Below are 24625 nucleotides of genomic sequence, written 5' to 3'. Positions count from 1 at the left end.
CCGCGCCCCTGACGCCTGCCCCTTCGGGGCGCGTCATACCTCCAGTAGCCACCTGCCCCCGCCTATCAGCGAGCACAGGCTCACCGCGTGGAACAGGAACAGCCACAGGCCCGCCGGGACGTGGGTCAGGCGGGAGAGCTGGTCCGCGTCCGAGTCGCCCGTGCCGCCCCTCGACCGCTTCGCCTGTAGCTCGAAAGCGGGACGTACTCCGCCGAGCAGCAGGAACCACACGACCGCGTAGGCGAAGGCCGCCTGGACCTGGGGGCCGGTGAGCCAGGAGACCACCACGAAGGTGCCGCCGGTGAGCACGACCGTCAGTGCCCCGTAGGCGTTGCGGATCATCACCAGCATCGCCACCAGCAGGGCCGTCGCCGCCCACAGGAGCAGGGTGATCCGGCCCGCCGCCAGCAGGGCCGCGCCGCCCAGGCCCAGCAGCGGGGGAGCGGTGTAGCCGGCCGCGGCCGTGAGGATCATGCCGATGCCGTGCGGCTTGCCGCGGCTGACGGTGAGGCCGCTGGTGTCGGAGTGCAGCCGTATGCCGGTCAGCTGCCGGCCGGTGCACAGGGCGACCAGGCCGTGTCCACCCTCGTGGGCGATGGTGATCGCGTTGCGCGACAGGCGCCACAGCGGATGCGGGACCACGACGGCCAGCGCCGCCACCAGGGTGGCCAGCACCACCCACAGGTCGGGATCGGGCTGGAGGCCGGTGAGCTCGTCCCAGAGAGAGGTCGCTGTGCTGGTGTCCATGTTTCCGGGTGGCTCCCTCTCCTCGTACGGAGTCTGGCAGTGTGGCACGTATGTGCGGACGGTATGCAGCGAGTCGTGGGCCCGAGGATCTCGCAGGAATCTTTGAGATCGAGAAGTGGGAACCCGAGGAGACCCTGGAGCCCGATTACAACGTGGCCCCGACCAAGGAGGTCTACGCCGTCCTGGACCGTCCTCTCAAGGACGCGGAGGATCCCCGGCCGGTTCGGCAGCTGCGGAAGCTGAAGTGGGGACTGGTGCCGAGTTGGTCGAAGACGCCCGAGGGCGGCGCCCGGATGATCAACGCCCGCGCGGAGACCGTGCACGAGAAGCCGTCGTACAAGAGGGCCTTCGCCACCCGCCGGTGCATCATCCCGGCCGACGGCTACTACGAGTGGGTCACCGGCACCCAGGAGCGCGACCTGGAGGTCGAGGGGAAGAAGAAGCGGCCGCGCAAGCAGCCCTACTTCGTGCTGCCCGCCGACGGCTCGGTCTTCGCGATGGCCGGGCTGTACGAGTTCTGGCGGGACAAGACCCTGCCCGACGACCACCCGGGGGCCTGGTGGGTCACCTGCTCGGTGATCACGACCGAGGCGGAGACGGGTTCGCTGGCCGTCTCCCCGGCCGACGGACCGCGCTCCCTCGCCGACATCCACCCCCGGATGCCGCTCATGCTCACCCCGGACCGCTGGGACACCTGGCTCGACCCGTCCCGCACGGACGTGGACGACCTGCGCTCCCTGCTCGCGCCGCCGCCCGAGGGGCTCATGCGCGCGTACCCGGTGAGCACGGCCGTCAGCAACGTCCGCAACAACGGCCCGGAGCTGCTGAAGGAGCTGGAGGGGCCGGAAGAGGGCACACTCTTCTGACGTGACCAAAGCGACCTCCGAAGAGACCTCCGAGATCATCGGCACCGACGCGGGGGACGCCCGCATCACCTGGCATCGCGCGAGCAGGGCACGGCTCGTGCTGGCGGTGAGCCACGGAGCGGGCGGCGGCATCGAGGCACGGGACCTCCAGGCCCTCGCCGAGGTCCTCCCGCGGCACCAGGTGACCGTCGCCCTCGTCGAGCAGCCCTGGCGGGTGGCGGGCAAGAAGCTCGCACCCGCGCCGAAGACGCTGGACGTGGGCTGGCGGGGCATCTGGCCGGCCCTGGCGAAGGGGGGCCTGCCGGTGATCTCCGGCGGGCGCAGCGCGGGCGCCCGGGTCGCCTGCCGTACGGCCGTCGAGCTGGGCGCCCATGCCGTGCTCGCCCTCAGTTTTCCGCTGCACCCGCCGGGCAAGCCGGAGAAGTCCCGTGCCGACGAACTGCTCGGATCCGGGGTGCCCACCCTGGTCGTGCAGGGCGGCAACGATCCCTTCGGGAAGCCGGAGGAGTTCCCGGACGGCTCGTTCGAGCTGGTCGAGGTCCCCTACGGCGATCACGGCTTCGCGGTGCCGAAGCGGGCCGGGATCACCCAGGAGGAGGCCGTGACGGTCATCACGGACGCCGTCGTGACGTGGGCCCGGTCACTGGGGTGAAGCTCCGGGAATGTTGAGCCGCGACCCTCTGTTGAGGCGGACAGAAGTGCTGAACACCCAGCACCGACCGTCGTGGAGAGGAAGTCCGCCGCATGGGTTCGACCTTCTGCCCGAGCCGTAGCAGCCGTGCTGACCTGGACTGGACGGTACTGCGTGCGGCCAAGACCACCCCGATTCGAGGGGCGGCCGGGACGGGTAGTCGTCTATCCTCCAATTCCGGTGGCACCGGTTTCGTTGCTGCCAGGAATCTTGAGGAGGTGGGTCCGGTCACTGGGATCGACGCAGGGACCGACAACGGCCAGGCGGAGCAGCCCGAGGGCCAGGGCACGAGCACGGAGACCACCGCGGAGCGCACCGCGCGCTTCGAGCGGGACGCGCTCGAATTCCTCGACCAGATGTACTCGGCCGCTCTGCGCATGACACGCAACCCGGCCGACGCCGAGGACCTGGTGCAGGAGACGTACGCCAAGGCGTACGCGTCCTTCCACCAGTTCCGTGAGGGCACCAACCTCAAGGCGTGGCTGTACCGGATCCTCACGAACACCTTCATCAACTCGTACCGCAAGAAGCAGCGCGAACCCCAGCGCTCCGCGGCCGAGGAGATCGAGGACTGGCAGCTCGCCCGTGCCGAGTCGCACATGTCGACCGGTCTGCGCTCCGCCGAGTCGCAGGCGCTCGACCACCTGCCCGACTCGGACGTGAAGGAAGCGCTCCAGGCGATCCCCGAGGAATTCCGCATCGCCGTCTATCTCGCTGACGTAGAGGGCTTTGCGTACAAGGAGATCGCGGACATCATGGGGACACCCATCGGTACGGTGATGTCCCGCCTGCACCGCGGCCGCCGTCAACTGCGCGGCATGCTCGAGGACTACGCCCGCGAGCGCGGGCTCGTCCCGGCCGGTGCAGGGGAGTCGAACGAAGCGAAAGGCTCGGGCTCATGAGCTGCGGAGAGCCGCACGAGACGGACTGCTCTGAAGTCCTGGACCATCTCTACGAGTTCCTCGACAGTGAGATGCCGGACGTCGACCGCGCCAAGTTCAAGCAGCACTTCACGGAGTGCTCGCCGTGCCTGGAGAAGTACGGCCTGGAAGAGGCCGTGAAGAAGCTCGTCAAGCGCTGCTGCGGTCAGGACGACGTCCCGACCGACCTGCGCGCCAAGGTCCTGGGGCGGCTCGACCTGATCCGCTCCGGGCAGACGGTGCCCGAGCACGACGTGACCGCCGCGCCGGCGACGCCGCAGGAGTCCTGAGCGCCGCCGCGCGCCGTGCGGCCCGCGGAGCGCCGCGGGATCAGATCTCCAGACCGCTCTCTATCCGCTTGAGGCCATGTCTGGCCAGCGCCAGATTGCTGCGGGACCGGTCCAGAGCGACGTAGAAGAAGAGCGCACCCTGGCTGCTCGTCAGTGGCCGGATCAGGTGGTACTGCTTGCCGAGCGTGATGAGGATGTCCTCGATCACGTCGTCCATGTCCAGCGAGGCCAGGGTGCGCATCTTGGCCCGTACCACCTCGGTGTTGCCCGCACCCGCGAGTTCCAGGTCAAGACCCTGGCCGCCGCCGAGCGAACCGAGCGTCATGCCGCTGTCATAGTCCACGACGGCGGCGCCGATCGCGCCGTCCAGGCTCATGGCTTCCTTGAGTGCGGTCTCGATGTTCACCGGTTTCCTCAATTCTTCCGTGCTGCTGACCGGTCGATGCTCGGACAACTACGATCGACAGCAAGCGACTCAGGGGTCACTTAGCGCCAACTTTGGCGTGTGCGCCGAAACTTGTCGTTCAAAGTAGTGCGTGGTGTCCGACCGTGGAGGGCCAATGGGGGAAAACGCGACGGCGCTCCAGACCTCCCTGGACCGACTGCTCGACTCGCCCGGAGTCACGGGCGTGGCCCTGATCGACGCGGTGACCGGACTCGTCTACGGCGCCGCGGGCGATGTCGGTGAGGCCGGCGGCGGCGCCGAGAGCAGCGAACTCGCCGCCCTCATCGCGCAGCGGCTCGGCGAGGCCGGGGCCGAGGGCGATCTGGAGAGCGTGGTCCTGACCAGCCGGCGCCGCCATCAGATGCTGTTCTCCGTCGTACGGCCGGCCGGTGACCCCCTGCTCCTCGCGGCCGGACTGGACCGCGACCGGGCCAACGTGGCGCTCGCCCTGCGCAGCCTGGGCGACCGTGTCACCGAGGTGCTGGCGTGAAAGCGCCTGCCGCGCGGAACGTCCCCGGGCTCCTCCAGGCGCTGCGGGAAGAGGAGTTCACCGGCACGGTCCGGGTCTCCGGCTCCCCCGGCGGAACGATCCATCTCCGGAAAGGCCTGGTCGGCGCGATCGAGACGCCCGGTGCGCCGACCGCCACCTCGGCCCTGCTCACCACGGGCCGTATCGACGACGAGGCCTGGCTCACCGCCTGCGCCACCGAACCGGACGCCGACCGGCTCGGCGCCCACCTGGTCGCCGCCGGCCTGATCGGCGCCGCGGAACTGGAGGTCGTCTGTACGGCCGCGGTCCACGACGGCGCCTTCGCGATGTCCCTCGGGGCGGCGGGCGACTGGAACACGGGGGACCGCGAGCCGACGCTGGTCGCCTCGCCGGGGGTGGAACCCCGGGCGCTCACCGACGAGGTCGCCCGCCGCGTGCGCCTGCTGGGGCGGGCCGGGGTGACGGCGGGCGAACTGGCACGCTCGCGCCCCGCGGCGGTGGGGGAGCCCGGGGTACATGGCGCCGCCGCACGCGAGGGGCACCGGGGCGGGCCGTGGGTGCCGCCGCGGCTCCGGCACCTGCTCGACGCGGTCAACGGGCGCCGTACTCCCCGCGATCTCGCCTTCGCTCTCGGGCGGGGGCTGTACGCGGTCATGCTGGACCTCGACCGCCTGGAATCGCAGGGCCTGATCCGCCGGGAGGCCAGGACCGCGCCGGGCGACCGGCCGAGCACCGCGCCCCGTGTCCTGCCGGGCAGCGCCGACGGGCCCACCCCCACCGGCGGCCCCCTGCCCCGACGCAGGCCGGGCGGCGGCACGCGTTCCGGCGAGCGCGGAGAGAAGGCCGACCGGTGAGCCCGGCAGCCGAAGAGCCCGCGAGACGGCGGAGACGACGGGGTGCGGGGGAGTCCGCGGGTTCCGGGAGGGCGGGGAGATCCGCCGAACTCACGGATGCGGATACGGGGACCGTCCCGTCGGATCCTGATGCGGGGACCGTGCGCTTACGTCCGCCCAACCCCGCGGAAGAGGACAGGACTTCGAGCACCACCGGCACCTCGAACACCCCCGCTGCACCCTGCTCGGAGAGCCGCGGCGACCCCTCCGCCGAGCGCTCTCCCCGACCGCCCGCCGACCGTCCGTCGGCGCATCCACCCCTCCCCGTGCGCGGTGTTTCCCCCGCCACCGCGCCTCCGTTCGCCTTTCCGGTTCCCTCGCCCGAGGAACTGGCCGCCGAACAACCCTCGATCGAAACACTGCGGCGCGTCCGTCAGGGGCTCGGGGCCCTTCCCGAGCACAGGAGCCCGACCGAGCCCCCGTCGGCGTCCGGACCAAGGAGCACGTGTCCATGACCGAAAACCCCTCGCCCCGGCCGGACGGCGAACCGCAGGACTCCGGTACCACCCTCACCGACATCCTCACCTCCCTGCGCGACCGCGTGATGGGCGTCAGCGAGAGCGTCCTGTCGACCGCGGACGGACTGCTGGTCGTCGCCGACGTCGACTCCGTGCACCCCGAGTCCGTCGCCGCCCTGGCCGCCGCGACCCTGGGGGTCGGCCGCCGGATGGCCGACCAGTGCGGTGCGGGACCGCTGCGTGAGGTGGTGGTGCGGGGCGGTACCGGACACGTCGTCGTGACGGCCGTCGGCGACCGCGCACTGCTCACGCTCATCTGCGACGACGGGCTCGACCTCGCCGCGCTGCAACGCGAGTCGCCCGCCGTCGTCGAGGAACTCGGCAAGGTGCTCGCCGCGGACGTCTCCCACTGACACGGGGACCCGCGGTCGAGGCCGCACACGGGAACATGCATCCCGTAATCACCCGATCGGGCTAATCCTGAGGCCGTAGGCCCGCAGATTCCCCCATGGCGACCCCCGCGGCCCGCCCCGCGTTCTACGCTCCGGAGCCGTAGCAGGCGCGGCCGGGGGAGGCGTTGGCGTGGAGGCGGTACCGGTACGCGCGCGTGCGTACGTCGCCTGTGTCGCCGTAGCCGCACTGCTCTGTCTGCTGCCGCTGACCGCCGTCCGCGCCACCTGGTGGGCGGTCCTCCTGCTCGCTGTGCTATACGCGGGATGCGAGCAGGCCGCCGCCCGGTGGCGGTACGCCGGCACCTTCCATCCCGTGCTGCTCGCCGGTGCCTTTCTGCTGCCGCCCTCCGCCGCCGCCCTCGTGGCCCTGCCGGGGGCGCTGCTGTCCCCGGTCGGTCAGCGCCCCCGCCGGCTCAGGCGCCTCTGGCGGGGAGCGCAGCTGGCCGTGGGGGTGTGGGCGGCCGCACGGGTGCACGGGGCGCTGGGCGGCCGGGACGCCGTCGGCGCCTCCGACTTCCCGTACGCGCTGGTCCCGGCCGGGGCCGCGGTGCTCGCCTTCTGCCTGGTGCTGAGCCTGCTGGACGGCGGCATCCTGACGCTCGCCGACCGGATTCCGGTACGGCGGGCCTGGCGCGGTCTCTTCCTGCGTTCCCTCGCTCCCGTCGCCGTCCACGGCCTGGCCGGGCTGATGATGGCCGTGCTGTGGCGCAGTCCCTACGGCCCCGTCGCCGCGCTGCTCGTGCTGCTGCCGATGTGCGTGTCGTGGTGGGCGTTCGCGCAGTACCACCGGGAGCGGGCCGCGCACCAGGCCACCATCCGGGCCCTGGTGCAGGCCGTCGACATCAAGGACGAGTACACGCGCGGGCACAGCGAGCGGGTCGGACAGGCGTCGATGATGATCGCGCGGGAGCTCGGCATGGACGACGCCCGGACCGAGGTGCTGCGGTTCGCCGGGATCCTGCACGACGTGGGCAAGCTCGGGGTGCCCACGCGGCTGCTCCGCAAGGACGGGCCGCTCACGCCCGAGGAGCGGCGGGTCATCGAACTGCATCCCGAGTACGGGCACGAGATGGTGCGCGGCATCTCCTTCCTCGGGGAGGCCCGGGCCGCCGTGCTCCACCACCACGAGCGGCTGGACGGCAGCGGATACCCGTACGGACTGAGGGGGGCCCAGATCCCGGAGTCCGCACGGGTGGTGGCGGTCGCCGACGCCTTCGACGCCATGACCTCCACCCGGTCCTACAGCCGGGCCCGGCCGGTCGGCGCCGCGCTGGAGGAGCTGGAGCGCTGCGCGGGCAGCCATTTCGACCCGCGCATGGTGACGGCACTCGTCCGCGCCCTGTCCCGGCACGGCTGGCATCCCGCGGTCACGGCCGACGAGACGGACGTGCCGCAGCCGCGGCCGGGAGTCGCCGGGCGGCAGGGAGCACGCCGATGAACGGCCGACAGGTGCCGAGGGCGTCCCGCCGGTGCTCCTGGCTCCGGGTCCTCGTCCACACCTGTGCCCTCCTCCTCGCGCTCGGCTGCCTCGCCTGCTCCCTCTGGGGCGGGCTGGAGGAGCGCGGGACCGCTCTCGCCTTCGGGGTGCTGATCGCCGTCGGCGAGCTCAACCGCCGTGGTGGGTCCCACGTCCGGGAGGCCGCGCCGCTCGGGGCCGCCGGGGCGCTGTCGTACGCGCTGCTCGGGGAGAACGCCGGCGCGCCCACCCATCACGGCGCCGGCCAGGTCGTGACCGTGGTCCTCGCCGCCTCCCTCGTCGGCAGCGTGCCGCACGTCGGACGCGGCCAGGGCCCCACCACCGACCAGCTGGCCCGCCGGGTGCTCACCGTCGGCTTCGCCGCCGTGTGCTTCCAACCCCTCTACAACCAGGGGACGTTCGAGCGCTGGGGCGGCCCCGCCTACGCCCTGCTCCTGCTCGCGCTGCTCTCCCTGACCGCGCTGTGCGACGCCGTGCTCGCCGCCGCGCTCGCGCACTCCCGCACCCGCTGGCCCTTCGCCCCGCTGCTCAGGGACGAGCTGCGGGCGCTGCTCGGCATCGGGTCCGCCGTCGTCGCCACCGGGGCCGTGATGGCGCTCGCGGTGGCCGTCGCGGGGCTGTGGGCGCTGCCCGTGTTCTCCGTGCCGCTGCTGCTCACCCAGCTCTCGGTCCGCCGGTACGCCGCCGTCCGGGCCACCAACCGGCAGACCATCGCCTCCCTCGCCCGCGCCACCGAGATCGCCGGCTACACCCCGGCCGGGCACGCGCGCCGGGTCGCCGCGCTCTGCCGGGAGGTCGGCCGGGACCTCGGGCTCACCCGGCCAGAGCTCACCGTCCTGGAGTACGCGGCCCTGATGCACGACATCGGCCAGCTCAGTCTCGTCGACGCGGTGCCCGCGGGCGCCACCGCGTCGCTGCCCGTCGCCGAACAGCGCCGTATCGCCCTGCTCGGCGGGGCCGTCGTACGGCAGACGGGCGTGGATCCGGCCGTCGCGGTGGTCGTGGAGCGGCAGGCCGACCCCTGCCGGGAGCAGCCGACGGCGGCCCGGATCGTGCGGGCGGTGAACGCGTACGAGGAGAAGGTGCGGGACGCCGGTCCCGGCGGACCCCTGACCGCGCTCGAGGAGCTGCGCCTGGGCACCGCGGGGGACTACGCTCCGGAGGTCGTGGAGGCGCTGGCCAGAGTGCTGTCGAGAGACTGTCTGACCTCGCCCGTGACGGGGTAACCCATGGGTAATGAGCGCCCTTCCGACCACACGTGGTTGGATGCGAGAGAGAGGGTGTCCGGGGGCACAGCCAGCCCACTCGACGGAACTGGCAGGCGGGAATCGTGAGGATCTTCGGCAAGGGACGGCACCGGCCCTCCGCCTCCTGGCGGCAGGCCACGGACCGTGCGTTCACGCTGATCGGCGACGGCCGGTACGAGGACGCGGGCGCGCTGCTGACACGTGCCGCGGACCTGGAGCCGTGGCTGTCCGAGTCCTGGTTCAACCTCGCCCTGCTGCACAAGTTCCGGCACGACTGGGAGCAGGCGCGGGCCGCGGGCCTGCGGGCCGTCGCGCTGCTCGACCGGGAGGCCGGGGCGCCCGACTGGTGGAACGTCGGCATCGCCGCGACCGCCCTCCAGGACTGGCCGCTGGCCCGGCGGGCCTGGCAGGCGTACGGGCTGCGGGTGCCGGGCGGTGCCACCGCCTCGGGTGAGCCGCTGGGGATGGACCTGGGCAGTGCCGCCGTACGGCTGTCCCCGGAGGGGGAGGCCGAGGTGGTCTGGGGGCGGCGGCTGGACCCCGCCCGCATCGAGGTGCTGTCGATCCCGCTGCCGTCCTCGGGGCGGCGCTGGGGCGAGGTCGTGCTCCACGACGGCGTGCCGCACGGCGAGCGGACGACCGCGTCCGGCCATGCCTACCCGGTGTTCGACGAGATCGAGCTGTGGGCGCCGTCGCCGGTGCCGACCTGGGTGGTGCTGCTCGAGGCGGCCACCGAGGCGGACCGGGACGCGCTGGAGCAGCTGGCCGCGGACGCGGGGTTCGCGGCGGAGGACTGGTCGTCGTCGGTACGGCTGCTGTGCCGGATGTGCTCGGAGTCCCGGATGCCGTCGGACGAGGGCGACGGGGAGCATCTGGATCCGCACGACCACAGTGAGCCGGGGCATCCCGGGCCGCTGGGGCATCGGACGGACGGGCAGCTGTGGGTGCCGGAGCGGGAGTGCGGGGTGGCTGCGCCGGCTTCGCTGGTACGGGGGTTGCTGGACGGGTGGGTTGCGGACAGTCCGGATTCTCGTGATTGGCGGGATTTGGAAGAGGTCTGCTAGGTCGTCGGCCGGGTGCGGCGCCGTCGTGGCTGGTCGCGCAGTTCCCCGCGCCCCTGAAAGCAAGCTCCCCGTACCCTGTATGCGCAGTCACCCCCTGTTCTTGTTTTAGGAAGGCATCCGTAGGTCATGGCCCAGCAGGACACCGATCAGCAGCACGCGGGCGTGCTCCCCGTCGACGACGACGGGTTCGTCGTCGACACCGAGGAGACCGAGGAGCGGGAGAACGCCTGGCGTGAGCGCGGCACCTCGCGGCCCATCACCGTCGTCGGGAACCCCGTGCTGCACAAGGAGTGCAAGGACGTCACCGAGTTCGGCGCGGAGCTGGACCAGCTGGTCGCGGACATGTTCGCCAGCCAGCGCACCGCCGAGGGCGTCGGCCTCGCCGCCAACCAGATCGGCGTCGACCTGAAGGTCTTCGTGTACGACTGCCAGGACGACGAGGGCAAGCGGCACGTGGGTGTCGTCTGCAACCCCAAGCTCGTCGACCTGCCCGCCGACCGGCGCCAGCTGGACGAGAGCAACGAGGGGTGCCTCTCGGTGCCGACCGCCTACGCCCCGCTCGCCCGTCCCGACTACGCCGAGGTCACCGGGCAGGACGAGAAGGGCAACCCGGTCAAGGTGCGCGGCACCGGCTACTTCGCCCGCTGCCTCCAGCACGAGACCGACCACCTGTACGGCTACCTCTACATCGACCGTCTCTCCAAGCGCGAACGCAAGGACGCGCTGCGGCAGATGGCCGAGAACGAGCCCCGCTACCCCGTGGTCGCGAACGACTGACGTCGTACAACGCCCGTCCGCACGGCGCCTGTTCGGGGAGCACCTCCCCAACAGGCGCCGTTCGCATGTGCGTCGCACGTTCGATCGGATGTGCTCATGCGGTGATCCGTTTCCGGTCGCGCACGGGGAGAATCTCGGCACCTTGGGGTAGTGAAGGAAGCAAATCCGTTCTCAAAACGGTCAGTTGTGGTGCTGAATGGGAAGTGCGGGGATACGCAACGGCGCACGCCCGGTTCAGCGGAGGGCGTGTGTCAACTGGCGGCTGGAAGGGGTTTGTTCGTGCCTGCTTTCCCACACAGCATCACGTCGTCGGCGCCGTCGCCGACGGCGATCGCGGTTCCACCGTCGCTCTCTCTCCCGGTGATCGAGGCAGCGTTTCCCAGGCAACTGCATCCGTATTGGCCCAGGCTCCAGGAGAGGACCCGCACCTGGCTTCTGAAAAAGCGGCTCATGTCGGCGGACGCGGTCGCAGAATATGCCGACGGACTGTGCTACACGGACCTCATGGCGGGGTACTACCTCGACGCCCCCGACGAGGTCCTCCAGGCGATAGCGGACTTCAGCGCCTGGTTCTTCGTCTGGGACGACCGGCACGACCGTGACATCGTCCACCACCGCCCGGCGGCCTGGCGGCGGTTGAGGCGCCGGCTGCACGCGGCGCTCGACGCCCCGCGGGACCACCTGCACCACGAGGATCCGCTGGTCGCCGCCTTCGCCGACACCCTCACACGGCTGTACTCGTTCCTGCCGCCGACGTGGAACACCCGGTTCGCCCGGCACTTCCACGACGTGATCGAGGCCTACGACCGGGAATTCCGCAATCGTGCCGACGGAGTCGTCCCCCCGGTCCAGGAGTATCTGGCACTGCGCCGCCTGACGTTCGCCCACTGGATATGGACGGACCTTCTGGAGGCCGGCGCCGGATGCGAACTCCCGGATGCGGTCAGGAAACACTCCTCCTATCGGCGGGCCGCCCTGCTCAGTCAGGAATTCGCCGCCTGGTACAACGACCTGTGTTCGCTCCCCAAGGAAATCGCGGGCGACGAGGTGCACAATCTCGGAATCAGCCTCATCCAGCACGAGGGACTGACGCTCGAAGAGGCGATCCGGGAAATGCGTCGACTGGTCGCCAAATGCGTGGACGCCTTCCTGGTGGCCGAGGCCGACGCCCTTCAGTTCGCCCTCGGACTCGACGACGGCACCGCGCGGGGAAAGGAACTGAGCGCGGCCGTCAGGACCTGCGTCCGCAATATGCGCAACTGGTTCAGCACCGTCTACTGGTTCCACCACGAGTCCGGCCGTTACCAGGTCGACAGCTGGGACGACCGGTCCACGCCCCCGTACGTCAACAACGAAGCGGCAGGTGAGAAATGACCGTCGAATCCGTGAAACCCGACACCCCGGTGGTTCCCGAGCCGGGTGAGCCGCCCCTCGCCGGCAGCCGGGTGCCGCTCCTCGGGCACGGCCTGCGACTCGCACGCGATCCGCTGACCTTCCTGTCCGGCCTGCGGGCCTACGGCGACGTCGTGCGCCTCAGGCTCGGCCCCAAGACGGTGTACGCGCCCACCACCCCGGAACTGACCGGAGCGGTGGCGCTCAACCCCGACTTCATCATCGCCGGGCCGCTCTGGGAGTCCCTGGAGGGGCTGGTCGGCAAGGAGGGCGTGGCCACCGCCAACGGCCCGCAGCACCGGCGTCAGCGGCGCACCATCCAGCCCGCGTTCCGGCTCGACGCGATACCGGCGTACGGGCCGATCATGGAGGAGGAGGCCGAGGCGCTGGCCGAGCGCTGGCGGCCCGGCGAGACCGTCGACGCCACCCTGGAGTCGTTCCGGGTCGCCGTGCGCATCGCGGCCCGGTGCCTGCTGCGCGGGGACTACATGGACGAGCGCGCCGAGCGGCTGTGCGTCGCGCTGACGACCGTCTTCCGGGGCATGTACCGGCGGATGGTGATACCGGCGGGGCCGCTGTACAAACTGCCCCTTCCGGCCAACCTCGCATTCAACCGGGCGCTCGCCGATCTGCATCTCGTGGTCGACGAGATCATCGCCGAACGCCGGGCATCCGGCCAAAAGCCGGACGATTTGCTGACGGCATTGCTGGCGGCCAAGGATGCGAATGGCGATCCGATCGGCGAACAGGAGATCCACGACCAGGTCGTCGCGATACTCACCCCCGGCGGTGAAACCGTGGCGTCCACGATCATGTGGCTGCTTCAGGTACTCGCCGAACACCCGGAACACGCGGACAAGGTGTGCGCGGAAGTTGAATCCGTCACCGGTGGCCGTCCTGCGGCATTCGAGGACGTGCGGTCGCTCACGTACACGAACTATCTGGTGGTCGAGACCATGCGTTTGTGGCCCGCGGTATGGATATTGACGCGGCGGGCGGTACGCGACACCGAACTCGGTGGCTATCGCATTCCGGCCGGATCCGACATCGTCTACAGCCCCTACGCGATCCAGCGGGACGCGAAGTCCTTCGACGACAGTGCGGAGTTCGACCCGCTGCGCTGGAGTCCGGAGCGCGCCAAGGCGGTTCCCAAACACGCCATGAGTCCGTTCAGCACCGGCAACCGGAAGTGCCCCAGCGACCACTTCTCGATGGCCCAGCTGACGCTGCTCACGGCGGCCCTGGCGCGGAGGTACCGCTTCGAGCAGGTGCCCGGCTCGGACGACACCCCACGCCCCGGCATCACCCTGCGGCCGAACCGGCTCCTGGTGCGGCCGGTGCCCAGGTGACGGCTCAGGCGACCGCCTCGGGGCCCTGGAAGGTGCGCCGGTAGGCGTTCGGGGTGGTGCCCACCGCCCGGAGGAACTGGTGGCGCAGCGCGGCCGCGGTGCCGAACCCAGTCCGGCCCGCGATCGCGTCCACCGTCTCGTCCGTCGCCTCCAGCAGCCGCTGGGCCAGCAGCACCCGCTGGCGCAGGATCCAGCGGTAGGGAGTCGTGCCCGTCTCCTGCTGGAAGCGGCGGGCGAAGGTGCGCGGGGACATGTGCGCGCGCTCGGCGAGCTGCTCCACGGTGACGTCCTCGTCCAGGTGGCCCTCCATCCACACGAGGACCTCGCCGACGGTGTCGCACTTCGACCGGGGCAGCGGCCGCTCGATGTACTGGGCCTGGCCGCCGTCCCGGTGCGGCGGTACGACCATGCGCCGGGCGATCTTGTTGGCGATCTCGGGGCCCTGCTCGGTGCGCACGATGTGCAGACAGGCGTCGATGCCGGCGGCGGTTCCCGCGGAGGTGATCACCGGGCCCTCGTCGACGTACAGGACGTCCGGCTCGACCGTCAGCCGGGGATACGTGCGCGCCAGTTCCTCCGCGTGGTGCCAGTGCACGGTGCAGCGCCGGCCGTCCAGCAGTCCGGCGGCGGCCAGCACGAAGACGCCGGAGCACACGCTGAGCACCCGGGCGCCGCGCTCGACCCCGCGCCGCAGGGCCTCCAGCAGCTCGGGCGGGAACTCCCGCGTCTCATAGCAGGCGCCCGCCGGCACGGCGATCAGGTCGGCCGACTCCAGCCGCTCCAGACCGTGCTCGACGCCCAGCGAGAAGCCCGAGCGCGAGGTCAGGGTGGGGCCCTCGGCCGAGGCCACCGCGAAGTCGTACACGGGCAGTCCGTCGTCGCTGCGGTCGGTGCCGAAGACCTCGCAGACGACTCCGAGCTCGAAGGGGTTCACGCCGTCCAGGACGACGGCGGCCACGTTGTTCAGCATGCTGCCAGTGTGCCTCAGGGTTGGCAGTAAATCGAGGGTGTGCGGCAGTCCTGCCACTGTTTGTCAGGAGTCTACGGCGCGACAGTAGTGACATGACGACCGCACAGACAGAAGGACTGATCGGAATGCTGATTGTTCTCGCAACCTTCGCCCTGCTGGTGCTCCCGTCCGTGATCGGGATCGTCCACGACAAGCGCGTCGACCGCCAGATCCGGCGGGCGCGCGAGTTCCGGGCCGCACACGGGGCGACTCGAACGGTCTAACCTCTCCTGATCAACAACAGGGGAGGACCATGAGACACAGACTGTGGGCCGTGGCAGGCGGGGCGGCAGCCCTGACCCTGCTCACGGCCACCGGGGCCCACGCCGAGGGCGAGGGTGACGTCAGGGTCACCAAGACCGTCGTGAACAGGGGCGGGAACGTCATCGTCGGTACAGCGCGGACGATCACGTTTCCGATCGCGGTCACCATCAAGGACGACTCGGGCGCCAAGAAGATCACGCACCTCAGCACGTTCAACCACACCACGCCCTACGGCTTCTTCACCTGGAACGACGACTCGTCCTGTGTGAGGAAGAGCTCGACGACCTCGGTGTGCACCGGCACGATGACGGTCGACCCCGCCTGGATCGCCGACAGCGACGACATCGACAGCAACCGGCTCGCCGGTGTCTGGGCGGTCGCCGCCACCGTCAAGGCCAATGACGGCGACTACTGGATCTACGACGACATCGCCCAGTACAAGGTCAAGCGCGCCGCGCAGCTCACCACGGACGCGACCCCCGAACCCGTCGCCAAGGGTGCCCGGCTCACCGTGAAGGGCAAGCTGTCCCGGGCCAACTGGGAGGACCTGAAGTACCACGGCTACCCGGGCCAGTCGGTCAGGCTCCAGTTCCGCGCCGCCGGTGCCGCCCACTACCGCACGGTCAAGACCGTGAAGACGGACAACGTGGGCCGGCTCAGCACCAAGGTGACCGCCACGCAGGCGGGCAGCTGGCGCTGGTACTTCCCGGGTACCACCACGACCTCGCTGAAGGCGTCGGCCGGGGACGCGGTCAAGCTCAAGTGACCCGCACGGTCACCCGCCACTCCTGAATGCCCTTGCAGGACACCTTGCCGGTCCCGGTGGCGCACAGCGGGCGTGTCGAAGTCAGGCGCACCTGTCCCGCCGAGACCGCCTTGTAAGCGGAACTCGCGTCACCGGGCAGCAGGACGATGCCGCTGTTGGTGGCCTCCAGCCCGCTGCCCTCGACCGTGACCGGCTTCCAGGGGCGGCTCTTGGTCCCGTCCAGGGAGATACGGACCGTGTCCCCGACGGCCAGGCACACGGTGTCGCCGCTGTCGGTGGCCTCGAGGTCGCCCGTGACCGTCGTGCAACCGGATGACGGGGACGGGGACGGGGACGCGGAGGGGGGCGGCGACGGCGACGCGGAGTCGCTGCCGCCGCCCCCTTCGCTTCCGGCCTCGGTGCCGCACCCCGCGAGCAGCAGGGTGAGTGCCGCGAGGGCCAGGGCGTTGCGGTGGGTCGTACGACGCATGGGGATCTCCTCTCCCCCTTTGGACGTACGACACCTCCTCCTGGATCCGGGTCAGCTGGTCGTGACGGCCGTGTCGTCGAGGACGAAGCTGGTCTGGAGCGAGGAGTCCTCGACCCCGCTGAACTTCAGCGTGACGGTCGAGCCGGCGTACGAGGAGAGGTCGAACGACTTCTGGACGTAGCCGGAGGCCGCGTTGACGTTGGAGTAGGTGGCCAGGGTGGTGGAACCGGCGCTGACCGTCAGCTTGTCGTAGGCGGTACTGCCGGTCTCCTTGGTGTCGATGTGCAGGTAGAAGGTGAAGGTGGCCTTGCAGCCGCTCGGCACGGCCACCGACTGGGAGAGCGTGTCGGTGTGCGCGGAGCCGTAGCCGTCCAGCCAGGCGTAGTAGGAGCCGCTGTGCGCCGACTCGCCGGTGCCGTTGGTGATGACCCCGCTGGACGCGGTCCACGTGGTGTTGCCGGACTCGAAGCCCGCGTTGCCGAGCAGCTGGGACGAGGTGCAGGTGCCGCCGGTCGAGCCCACGGTCCAGGTGAAGGAGGTGGAGCCGGAGGCGCCGGTGGAGTCCTTCGCGGTGACGGTGACCTGGTAGGTGCCCGCGGTGGACGCCGTACCCGTGATCTTGCCGGTGGAGCCGGCGATCGACAGCCCGGTCGGCAGGCCGCTCGCGCTGTAGGTCAGGGCCGCGCCCGCGCCGTCGGTGGCGCTGATCTGGAGGCTGACCGTGCCGCCTGTCGTCGTGGACTGGCTGCCCGGGTTGGTGACGGTCACCGTGTTGCCGGTGCTGGTGCCGGCGGTGAACGCGGTGGTGCCGTTGGGGGTGCCCCAGCCGGTCGGTCCGTCGTAGCCGGTGGTCGCGGTGCAGAAGTACGACGGGGAGCACGAGCCGTTGTTGCCGCTGGTGACGTCGTACAGGTTGCCGGTGTGGGAGTAGGGGTACTTCGCCGGGTAGTCACTGGAGCCCGGGGTGCCCGCGAGGGCGTAGACGCCGGCGATGATCGGGGCGGAGGCGCTGGTGCCGCCGTAGACGGCCCAGCCGGAGCCGCCGTAGGTGTCGTAGACCGCCACACCGGTGGCCGGGTCGGCGACCGCGGAGACGTCGGCCTCCATGCGCTTCGAGCAGCCCGTGTCGGTCTGCCAGCTCGGCTTCGGGTCGTAGGCGGAGCAGCCGGAGCCGGTGCCCTCGGTGGAGCTGGTCTTCCAGACGGACTCGGTCCAGCCGCGGGAGGTGGAGGACGTCGACAGGGCCGTACCGCCGACCGCCGTCACGTACTGGGACGTCGCCGGGTACTCGGCGCCGTAGGCGGAGTCGCCGGCGGAGACGGTGATCGCCACACCCGGGTGCTTGAAGTACGAGGTGTCCTCGCTGGTCTGCGAGGAGGCCTCGTCGCCGCCCCAGCTGTTGGAGACGACCTTGGCGCCCAGGGACACGGCCTCGTTCTCGGCGATGCCGAGGTCGGTGTCGTTGGCCGAATTGGCCTCCACGAGCGTGATGTTGCAGTTCGGGCAGACCGCGCTGACCATGTCGATGTCCAGCGCCTCCTCACCCGCCCAGCCCGTGTCGTTGGTGGGCAGCGAGGTGGTGGAGCCGGTCTGGCTGACCTGCTTGAAGCAGCCGTTGGCCTTGGTGCAGGCGGAGAGGCCGTACTGCGAACGGTACGTGGCCAGGTCCGACTCGGCGTTGGGGTCGTTGTAGGCGTCGACGACGGCGACGGTCAGGCCGGAACCGCCCGTCGAGGGCAGGTTGTACGCGCTGTGCAGGTTGGCCGGGCTGAGGCCGGAGGGGGCCGCGGCGGCCAGCGCGGTGGCGAGGCGCTGCTTGATGTCGGTACGGCGCTGGGCGAAGCAGGAGGCCTCGCCGGGGGCCGCGGTGGCGCACAGGTGGGTGGTCGGGACCTTCTGGCCGGCCTTGCCGGTGGTGTGGAAGGTCTGCCGCTCGGGGGAGGTGAGGGCCTTGCTGTTCTGGGTCACCCGGGAGGTGTGGGTGGCCGCCGGTGCCGCGTGCGCCGGTACGGCCGCGAATCCGGCGAGGCCGAGGGCGAGGGCGGGTATTGCTGCGGTCAGGAGTCTTCGCAGGCTCCGTCGGGGCATTTCACGCATGGGGTACTGCCTCCATCGGTGGGGTTACAGGCAGGCCCGTGACGCGCGTAGCGGCGGCAGATCACGCAGTCATGAGCATGACGTGCCAGAAGCTAGCGGCGGGTGTGAAGGCGGGAGAAGAAGCCGGAGGAGAACTTTGCTGCCCCATAGCAGCCTCATGGACGGCCCATGGAAGCTCCATGGGCCGTCCACTGGCCGTTCCTTACTTTGTGGTCAGAAGTCCTCGTCGAGGTCGACCGTGCCCTCCACCGCGACCTGGTAGGCCGACGGACGGCGCTCGAAGAAGTTCGTCAGCTCCTGGACGCCCTGCAACTCCATGAAGGAGAACGGGTTCTCGGAGCCGTACACCGGCGCGAAGCCGAGCCGCGTCAGGCGCTGGTCGGCGACGCACTCCAGGTACTGCCGCATCGACTCGGTGTTCATGCCCGGCAGTCCGTCGCCGCACAGGTCCCGGGCGAACTGGAGTTCCGCCTCCACGGCCTCCGCCAGCATGTCGGTGACCTGCTGCCGGAGCTCCTCGTCGAAGAGCTCCGGCTCCTCCTTGCGGACGGTGTCGACCACGTCGAACGCGAACGACATGTGCATGGTCTCGTCACGGAACACCCAGTTGGTCCCGGTGGCGAGGCCGTGCAGCAGACCCCGGCTGCGGAACCAGTAGACGTACGCGAAGGCGCCGTAGAAGAACAGGCCCTCGATGCACGCGGCGAAGCAGATCAGGTTGAGCAGGAAGCGACGCCGGTCCGCCTGGGACTCCAGGCGTTCCAGCTTCTCCACCTCGTTGATCCACTTGAAGCAGAACCCGGCCTTCTCGCGGATCGAGGGGATGTTCTCGACGGCGTCGAAGGCGGCCGCCCGGTCCTCGGGGTCGGGGAGGTAGGTGTCGAGCAGCGTCAGGTAGAACTGGACGTGCACGGCCTCCTCGAAGAGCTGACGGCTCAAGTAGAGCCGCGCCTCGGGGGAGTTGATGTGCTTGTACAGCGTCAGCACCAGGTTGTTCGCCACGATCGAGTCGCCCGTCGCGAAGAACGCCACCAGCCGGCCGATGAGGTGCTGCTCGGCGGGGCTGAGCTTCGCCAGGTCGGCGACGTCCGAGTGGAGGTCGACCTCCTCGACGGTCCAGGTGTTCTTGATGGCGTCCCGGTAGCGCTCGTAGAAGTCCGGGTAGCGCATGGGCCGGAGGGTCAGCTCGAAGCCCGGGTCGAGAAGGTTCTTGGCTTCGGTGGTCATTACTGGCATGCCTCGCAGGACTCGGGGTTTTCCAGGGAGCAGGCGACGGCGTCTTCCGGGGCCGCCTGCTGGACGGGGACGGTGGCCTGGGCCGCGCGGGCGATACGGGTCGCCGGGCGCGAGCGCAGGTAGTACGTCGTCTTCAGCCCGGACTTCCAGGCGTACGCGTACATCGAGGAGAGCTTGCCGATGGTCGGCGTCTCCAGGAACAGGTTCAGGGACTGCGACTGGTCGAGGAACGGGGTCCGCGCCGCCGCCATGTCGATCAGGGAGCGCTGCGGGATCTCCCACGCCGTGCGGTACAGCGCCCGTACGTCCGCCGGGACCCACGCGAAGTCCTGCACCGAGCCGTTCGCCTCGCGCAGCGCCTCACGGGTGCGGGCGTCCCAGACGCCCAGCGCCTTGAGGTCGTTCACCAGGTACGAGTTGACCTGGAGGAACTCCCCGGACAGCGTCTCGCGCTTGAACAGGTTGGAGACCTGCGGCTCGATGCACTCGTACACCCCGGCGATCGAGGCGATGGTCGCGGTGGGCGCGATGGCCAGCAGCAGGCTGTTGCGCAGACCCGTCGTGGCCATGCGCTCGCGCAGCGCCGCCCAGCGCTCGGGCCAGGCGAGGTCCGTGGCGTAGTGGTCCGGGTGCAGTACACCTTGAGCGGTACGGGTCTTCTCCCAGGCCGGCAGCGGGCCGCTGCGCTCGGCGAGGTCGGTGGAGGCCTCGTAGGCGGCGAGCATGATGCGCTCGGCGATCCGGGTGGAGAGGGCCTGCGCCTCCGGGGAGCCGAAGGGCAGCCGCAGCTTGAAGAAGACGTCCTGGAGGCCCATCGCCCCGAGGCCGACCGGACGCCACTTGGCGTTGGAACGCCCCGCCTGCTCGGTCGGGTAGAAGTTGATGTCGACCACCCGGTCGAGGAAGGTGACGGCGGTGCGGACGGTCTCGTCCAGCCGCTCCCAGTCGACGTCGCCGGTCCTCGTGTCGACGAACGCGCCGAGGTTCACCGACCCCAGGTTGCAGACCGCCGTCTCCCCGTCGTCCGTGACCTCCAGGATCTCCGTGCAGAGGTTGGAGGAGTGGACCGTGTGCCCCGGCAGGGCCGTCTGGTTGGCCGTGCGGTTGGCGGCGTCCTTGAAGGTCATCCAGCCGTTGCCGGTCTGGGCGAGGGTGCGCATCATGCGGCCGTAGAGGTCACGGGCCGGGATGGTGCGCTTCGCGAGCCCCCTGCCCTCGGCCGCGCGGTACGCGGCGTCGAACTCCTCGCCCCACAGGTCGACCAGCTCGGGCACGTCGGCGGGGGAGAAGAGGGACCACTCGGCGTCCGCGTTCACCCGGCGCATGAACTCGTCCGGGATCCAGTGCGCGAGGTTCAGGTTGTGCGTACGGCGGGCGTCCTCGCCGGTGTTGTCCCTGAGCTCCAGGAACTCCTCGATGTCGGAGTGCCAGGTCTCCAGGTAGACCGCGGCCGCGCCCTTGCGCCGGCCGCCCTGGTTCACGGCGGCGACACTCGCGTCCAGCGTCTTCAGGAACGGGACGATGCCGTTGGAGTGCCCGTTGGTGCCACGGATCAGTGAACCGCGGCTGCGGACGCGGGAGTACGCGATGCCGATGCCGCCGGCGTGCTTCGAGAGCCGGGCCACCTGGTGGTAGCGGTCGTAGATGGAGTCGAGCTCGTCCTTCGGGGAGTCGAGGAGGTAGCAGGACGACATCTGGGGGTGCCGGGTGCCGGAGTTGAAGAGGGTGGGGGAGGAGGGGAGGTAGTCGAGGCGGCTCATGAGCCCGTAGAGCGCGGCGACTTCGTCCAGGGCCCGGGTCGTGTCGTCCTCGGCGAGCCCCGACGCGACCCGGAGCATGAAGTGCTGGGGGGTCTCGATGACCTTGCGGGTGATCGGGTGCCGCAGCAGGTAGCGGCTGTGGAGGGTGCGGAGCCCGAAGTAGCCGAAGCGGTCGTCGGCCTCGGTGTCGACGAGCGCGTCGAGCCGCTCGGCGTGCACCCGTACGAACTCGGCGGTCCGGTCGGCGATCAGGCCCTCGCGGTGGCCGACCGCGACCGAGCCGGTGAACGACGTGACGCCCTGCGAGGCGGCCTCCGCGGCGACGGAGATCGTCAGCAGCCTGGCGGCGAGCCTGCTGTACGCAGGGTCCTCGGAGATGAGCCCGGCGGCGGCCTCGGTGGCCAGCTCGCGCAGCTCCGACTCGTCGGCCCGCGCGGACCGGCCGCGGAGCGCGGCGGCGGCGACGCGGCCGGGGTCGGCGTCGGGCAGGTCGGCGGTCAGCTCGGCCAGGGTCCGCAGCAACGCGGCTCCGGGGCCGTCGTTCTCCTGCCCGGTCCGCTGCTCGGTCCGCTCGATCGCCGCTGAGGCCGGATCGGCTGGCGCGATGGTCACGTGGGGCTCTCCCTCGCTGGCACGGGGCCTTGCGGAGGGCAGGGGGCAGCACACGAGCGCACACGGCGTCGCGTCCACCGGCCCATTCCACGAGGCCCGGACGTCATGACACCCGGGCCACGGTGGCCGGGCGTACTGTCGGCAGGTCCTCGGACTGACGCTCATGTGCGCTTATGCGCGCATGAGTACACCGTTGCGGGACAGTTCCGGATTCACACCGGATTCCCCTGCGACGACAGCGAGCATGAGCATACATCTTGTGCCAGGTGGTGGAAGCAGGCCCATATGTTGTGTCGCGGTGACTTCAGAGCGTCAACTTGTAGGTGAGGAGCGTGAAGTCGTTGCCGGGGATCGGCTTCCAGTCGCGTTCCGGGACGCGGGTGAAGCCCAGACGTTCGTAGATGCGGTGGGCCGAGCGCATGGTGGGCTGGGTGCACAGGACGAGGTCGGTGCCGGTTGCCGCCGCGCGGTCTACGCAGGCCTGGACGAGGGCCTGGCCGACGCCCCGGCCCCGGGCCTCGTGGGCCACGGCGAGCATGCGGATCTCGGCCTCTGCGGGGCTGGCGAGTTCGGCCAGGGGGCCGCCGTGGGGAACGTAGGTGACTCCGCCGAGGAGCCGGCCGTTCTCGGCGGCTACCAGGACCTCCGCGGCCTCCGCTCGCTTGGCCACGTTCCTGAGTTCCTGGAAGTACCAGTCGTCCTCGTCGCCGAAGGCGAGCAGGCCGTCCCGGAGGTAGGCCTGGGCGGTGATCTCGCCGAGGGGTTCGTAGTCGGTGGGTTCTGCGGGGCGGATCAGTATGTCCATGCGGGTGAGTGTGCACGACGTGCACGGCAACGGGCCGCCGGACGACCTCTCCGACGGCCCGTGAACGGTGTGCCTAGTGGCTCGACCCCGCTGTCGCGGGCGGAAGCTCCACCTCCACCCCCGGGTCGCCCGCGTCCGCCGTGTAGTCCTCCGGGCTGGTCTCGTCCACACCGTCGGGGGCCTTCGCCGCCTTCAGGACGAACGTCAGGACCACCGTCACCGCCACGTTCAGGACGAACGCCGTCAGGCCGATGTAGCCGATCTCGCCGATGCCCGGGATCTCCTTCGCCGAGCCGCCGAAGTGCTTCTGGGTCGGGGAGGCGACACCGTACGCCGCGAACGTGCCGTAGACCATGCCGACCGCCCAGCCCGCGAGCAGCGCCCAGCGGTGGAACCAGCGGGTGAACAGGCCGCCGACCAGGGCCGGGAAGGTCTGCAGGATCCAGATGCCGCCCAGGAGCTGGAAGTTGATGGCGACCGTCTTGTCCATGGTCAGGACGAAGACCAGCGCGCCCACCTTCACCAGCAGGGACACCAGCTTGGAGACCTTCGTCTCCTGGGCCGCGGTCGCGTCCGGCCTGATGAAGTCCTTGTAGATGTTGCGGGTGAAGAGATTCGCGGCCGCGATCGACATGATGGCCGCCGGGACGAGCGCGCCGATGCCGATCGCCGCGAAGGCCACGCCCGCGAACCAGTCCGGGAACATGTCCTCGAACAGCTGCGGGATCGCCAGTTGCGGGTTGGTGACCTTGACCCCGGCCGCGATCGCCATGAAGCCGAGCAGGGCCAGCAGGCCGAGCATCAGCGAGTACAGCGGCAGGATCGTGGTGTTGCGGCGGATCACCTCACGGCTGCGGGAGGACAGCGTCGCGGTGATGGAGTGCGGGTACATGAAGAGCGCCAGCGCGGAGCCCAACGCCAGTGTGGCGTAGGTCCATTGGCCTGCCTCCGGGGGCACCAGGCCGCCCGCCTTGGCCGCCGTGTACTTCTCGCTCGCCGCGCCGAAGACGTCGTCGAAGCCGCCCAGCTTGATCGGGATGTAGATGATCGCCACCGCGATGACGATGTAGATCAGCGTGTCCTTCACGAACGCGATCAGGGCGGGGGCCCTGAGGCCGGAGGAGTACGTGTAGGCCGCGAGCACGCCGAAGGCGATCAGCAGCGGGAGGTCCTTCACGAACCAGTTGGTGTTCTCCCCGCCGCCGACGCCCATGACGTCCAGCACGGCCTGGATGCCGACCAGTTGGAGCGCGATGTACGGCATGGTCGCGAGGATGCCGGTGACCGCCACCGCCAGCGAGAGCCCCTTGGAGCCGAAGCGGCCGCGCACGAAGTCCGAGGTGGTGACGTACCCGTGCTTGTGGGAGACGGACCACAGGCGGGGCAGGAAGGTGAAGATCAGCGGGTACACCAGGATGGTGTACGGCACCGCGAAGAAGCCTGCCGCGCCCGCCGCGTAGATCGCCGCGGGCACCGCGACGAAGGTGTACGCCGTGTAGAGGTCGCCGCCCAGCAGGAACCAGGTGATCCAGGTGCCGAACGACCGGCCGCCCAGGCCCCATTCGTCCAGCGAGTGCTCGTTCTCGGCCTTGCGCCAGCGCGCGGCCAGGAAGCCCATGACCGTGACGGCCAGGAAGAAGAGGATGAAGACGGTGAGTGCCACCCCGTTGACGCCGTCGTTCACTTGGCACCTCCGTGGCGGCCGCGCTGGTCACGCTTCCAGAGCTGGTAGGCGATCATCGTCAGCGCGGTGGAGATCAGCACCCACAGCATCTGGTACCAGTAGAAGAACGGGATCCCGATGAACTCCGGGTCCACCTTGGCGTACGAGCCGACCCAGAGCATCGCCACGAAGGGCGCGAGCAGGCAGAGTGCGATGACCACGCGCACCGGCGTCACCACCGGTGGTCTCACTTCAGGTGCGTCCGACATGTCGTGGCTCCTACCCCTCACTGATCAGCGTTGATCACCTGTAACGCGCAGGCAATCTAGGTCACGCGTCACGTGAGGGGAAGACCTCGTCGGCGTATCGGCATGTCGATTCTGTGA

General features: G+C 70.4%; 25 protein-coding genes and 1 riboswitch. Of the genes, 15 read left to right on the top strand and 10 right to left on the bottom strand.

The features are described from left to right. Window positions 1-33 precede the first annotated feature (33 nt). On the bottom strand, window positions 34-747 hold the full coding sequence (locus H295_RS0117815; RefSeq protein WP_020136691.1) for a M50 family metallopeptidase: 714 nt from the start codon (window positions 745-747) through the stop codon (window positions 34-36). A gap of 50 nt (window positions 748-797) precedes the next feature. Between H295_RS0117815 and H295_RS0117810 the strand changes: the two genes are divergently transcribed. The 4 genes from H295_RS0117810 to rsrA all read left to right on the top strand — a co-directional run bounded on the left by H295_RS0117810 (window position 798) and on the right by rsrA (window position 3514). Beyond that, window positions 798-1613, top strand: coding sequence for an SOS response-associated peptidase (locus tag H295_RS0117810; protein WP_078616676.1), 816 nt, complete (start codon window positions 798-800; stop codon window positions 1611-1613). Window position 1614: 1 nt separating this feature from the next. Continuing rightward, a complete protein-coding gene (locus H295_RS0117805) occupies window positions 1615-2265 on the top strand; it encodes an alpha/beta family hydrolase (protein WP_020136689.1) in 651 nt (216 codons plus the stop codon). Between the two features lie 257 nt (window positions 2266-2522). Next, on the top strand, window positions 2523-3206 hold the full coding sequence (gene sigR, locus H295_RS0117800) for an RNA polymerase sigma factor SigR (protein WP_020136688.1): 684 nt from the start codon (window positions 2523-2525) through the stop codon (window positions 3204-3206). Next, entirely contained in the window at window positions 3203-3514 is a 312-nt protein-coding gene (gene rsrA / locus H295_RS0117795; protein WP_020136687.1) for a mycothiol system anti-sigma-R factor, read from the top strand. The genes sigR and rsrA overlap by 4 nt, the downstream gene beginning before the upstream one ends. Window positions 3515-3554: 40 nt before the next feature. On the opposite strand, the gene H295_RS0117790 is transcribed toward rsrA, so the two are convergent. Next, window positions 3555-3920: a hypothetical protein gene (locus H295_RS0117790; RefSeq protein WP_020136686.1), complete on the bottom strand. Its 366-nt coding sequence runs from the start codon at window positions 3918-3920 to the stop codon at window positions 3555-3557. Between the two features lie 154 nt (window positions 3921-4074). On the opposite strand from H295_RS0117790, the gene H295_RS0117785 reads away from it, so the two are divergent. The 9 genes from H295_RS0117785 (at window position 4075) to H295_RS0117745 (ending at window position 13558) form a co-directional block, all read left to right on the top strand. Continuing rightward, window positions 4075-4449 carry a hypothetical protein gene (locus H295_RS0117785; protein WP_020136685.1) on the top strand — a complete coding sequence of 125 codons (375 nt, stop codon included), beginning with the start codon at window positions 4075-4077 and terminating at the stop codon, window positions 4447-4449. Further along, the gene (locus tag H295_RS0117780) at window positions 4446-5303 is read left to right on the top strand and encodes a DUF4388 domain-containing protein (protein WP_020136684.1); all 858 of its coding nucleotides are present in this window, start codon (window positions 4446-4448) and stop codon (window positions 5301-5303) included. Before H295_RS0117785 ends, H295_RS0117780 begins: the two co-directional genes overlap by 4 nt. 490 nt (window positions 5304-5793) lie before the next feature. Continuing rightward, a complete protein-coding gene (locus H295_RS0117775) occupies window positions 5794-6213 on the top strand; it encodes a roadblock/LC7 domain-containing protein (RefSeq protein WP_020136683.1) in 420 nt (139 codons plus the stop codon). Between the two features lie 169 nt (window positions 6214-6382). Beyond that, window positions 6383-7690 (top strand): HD-GYP domain-containing protein, encoded by a 1308-nt coding sequence (locus H295_RS0117770; protein WP_020136682.1) that lies wholly within the window; start codon window positions 6383-6385, stop codon window positions 7688-7690. Beyond that, on the top strand, window positions 7687-8955 hold the full coding sequence (locus H295_RS0117765; protein WP_020136681.1) for an HD-GYP domain-containing protein: 1269 nt from the start codon (window positions 7687-7689) through the stop codon (window positions 8953-8955). The genes H295_RS0117770 and H295_RS0117765 overlap by 4 nt, the downstream gene beginning before the upstream one ends. Window positions 8956-9059: 104 nt before the next feature. Continuing rightward, complete coding sequence (locus tag H295_RS0117760) at window positions 9060-10040, top strand: tetratricopeptide repeat protein (RefSeq protein WP_020136680.1); 981 nt, start codon at window positions 9060-9062, stop codon at window positions 10038-10040. A 126-nt stretch (window positions 10041-10166) separates the two neighbouring features. Continuing rightward, window positions 10167-10817 carry a peptide deformylase gene (gene def, locus H295_RS0117755; protein ID WP_020136679.1) on the top strand — a complete coding sequence of 217 codons (651 nt, stop codon included), beginning with the start codon at window positions 10167-10169 and terminating at the stop codon, window positions 10815-10817. A 279-nt stretch (window positions 10818-11096) separates the two neighbouring features. Further along, window positions 11097-12191 carry an epi-isozizaene synthase gene (gene cyc1 / locus H295_RS0117750; protein ID WP_106960885.1) on the top strand — a complete coding sequence of 365 codons (1095 nt, stop codon included), beginning with the start codon at window positions 11097-11099 and terminating at the stop codon, window positions 12189-12191. Further along, window positions 12188-13558: a cytochrome P450 gene (locus H295_RS0117745; RefSeq protein ID WP_020136677.1), complete on the top strand. Its 1371-nt coding sequence runs from the start codon at window positions 12188-12190 to the stop codon at window positions 13556-13558. The genes cyc1 and H295_RS0117745 overlap by 4 nt, the downstream gene beginning before the upstream one ends. A 4-nt stretch (window positions 13559-13562) precedes the next feature. Here H295_RS0117745 and H295_RS0117740 read toward each other — a convergent pair whose 3' ends face one another. Beyond that, the gene (locus tag H295_RS0117740; protein ID WP_020136676.1) at window positions 13563-14528 is read right to left on the bottom strand and encodes a GlxA family transcriptional regulator; all 966 of its coding nucleotides are present in this window, start codon (window positions 14526-14528) and stop codon (window positions 13563-13565) included. 125 nt (window positions 14529-14653) lie between these two features. On the opposite strand from H295_RS0117740, the gene H295_RS47535 reads away from it, so the two are divergent. Continuing rightward, window positions 14654-14791, top strand: a complete 138-nt coding sequence (locus H295_RS47535; protein ID WP_020136675.1) for a hypothetical protein — start codon at window positions 14654-14656, stop codon at window positions 14789-14791. 29 nt (window positions 14792-14820) lie between these two features. Further along, window positions 14821-15597, top strand: a complete 777-nt coding sequence (locus tag H295_RS0117730; protein WP_199788594.1) for a hypothetical protein — start codon at window positions 14821-14823, stop codon at window positions 15595-15597. On the opposite strand, the gene H295_RS0117725 is transcribed toward H295_RS0117730, so the two are convergent. The 7 genes from H295_RS0117725 to H295_RS0117695 all read right to left on the bottom strand — a co-directional run bounded on the left by H295_RS0117725 (window position 15590) and on the right by H295_RS0117695 (window position 24508). After that, window positions 15590-16066: a hypothetical protein gene (locus H295_RS0117725; RefSeq protein ID WP_020136673.1), complete on the bottom strand. Its 477-nt coding sequence runs from the start codon at window positions 16064-16066 to the stop codon at window positions 15590-15592. The two genes, H295_RS0117730 and H295_RS0117725, sit on opposite strands and share 8 nt — an antisense overlap. Before the next feature lie 51 nt (window positions 16067-16117). Beyond that, window positions 16118-18163 (bottom strand): putative Ig domain-containing protein, encoded by a 2046-nt coding sequence (locus H295_RS0117720; RefSeq protein ID WP_028809462.1) that lies wholly within the window; start codon window positions 18161-18163, stop codon window positions 16118-16120. Between the two features lie 213 nt (window positions 18164-18376). After that, the gene (locus H295_RS0117715; protein ID WP_020136671.1) at window positions 18377-19390 is read right to left on the bottom strand and encodes a ribonucleotide-diphosphate reductase subunit beta; all 1014 of its coding nucleotides are present in this window, start codon (window positions 19388-19390) and stop codon (window positions 18377-18379) included. Beyond that, a complete protein-coding gene (locus tag H295_RS0117710; RefSeq protein WP_020136670.1) occupies window positions 19390-21771 on the bottom strand; it encodes a ribonucleoside-diphosphate reductase subunit alpha in 2382 nt (793 codons plus the stop codon). The genes H295_RS0117715 and H295_RS0117710 overlap by 1 nt, the downstream gene beginning before the upstream one ends. Before the next feature lie 122 nt (window positions 21772-21893). Then, a riboswitch (cobalamin riboswitch) is annotated at window positions 21894-22040 on the bottom strand. A 35-nt stretch (window positions 22041-22075) separates the two neighbouring features. Then, complete coding sequence (locus H295_RS0117705; protein WP_020136669.1) at window positions 22076-22576, bottom strand: GNAT family N-acetyltransferase; 501 nt, start codon at window positions 22574-22576, stop codon at window positions 22076-22078. Between the two features lie 73 nt (window positions 22577-22649). Beyond that, window positions 22650-24260 (bottom strand): monocarboxylate uptake permease MctP, encoded by a 1611-nt coding sequence (gene mctP, locus H295_RS0117700; RefSeq protein ID WP_020136668.1) that lies wholly within the window; start codon window positions 24258-24260, stop codon window positions 22650-22652. Then, a complete protein-coding gene (locus tag H295_RS0117695) occupies window positions 24257-24508 on the bottom strand; it encodes a DUF3311 domain-containing protein (protein WP_030320507.1) in 252 nt (83 codons plus the stop codon). Before H295_RS0117695 ends, mctP begins: the two co-directional genes overlap by 4 nt. Window positions 24509-24625: the final 117 nt, after the last annotated feature.

The sequence above is a fragment of the Streptomyces sp. 351MFTsu5.1 genome (genome assembly GCF_000383655.1).
GTDB lineage: Bacteria > Actinomycetota > Actinomycetes > Streptomycetales > Streptomycetaceae > Streptomyces > Streptomyces griseorubiginosus.
Note: the sequence above shows the minus strand (reverse complement) of the source record. Positions and strands in the feature narration are given on the sequence as shown.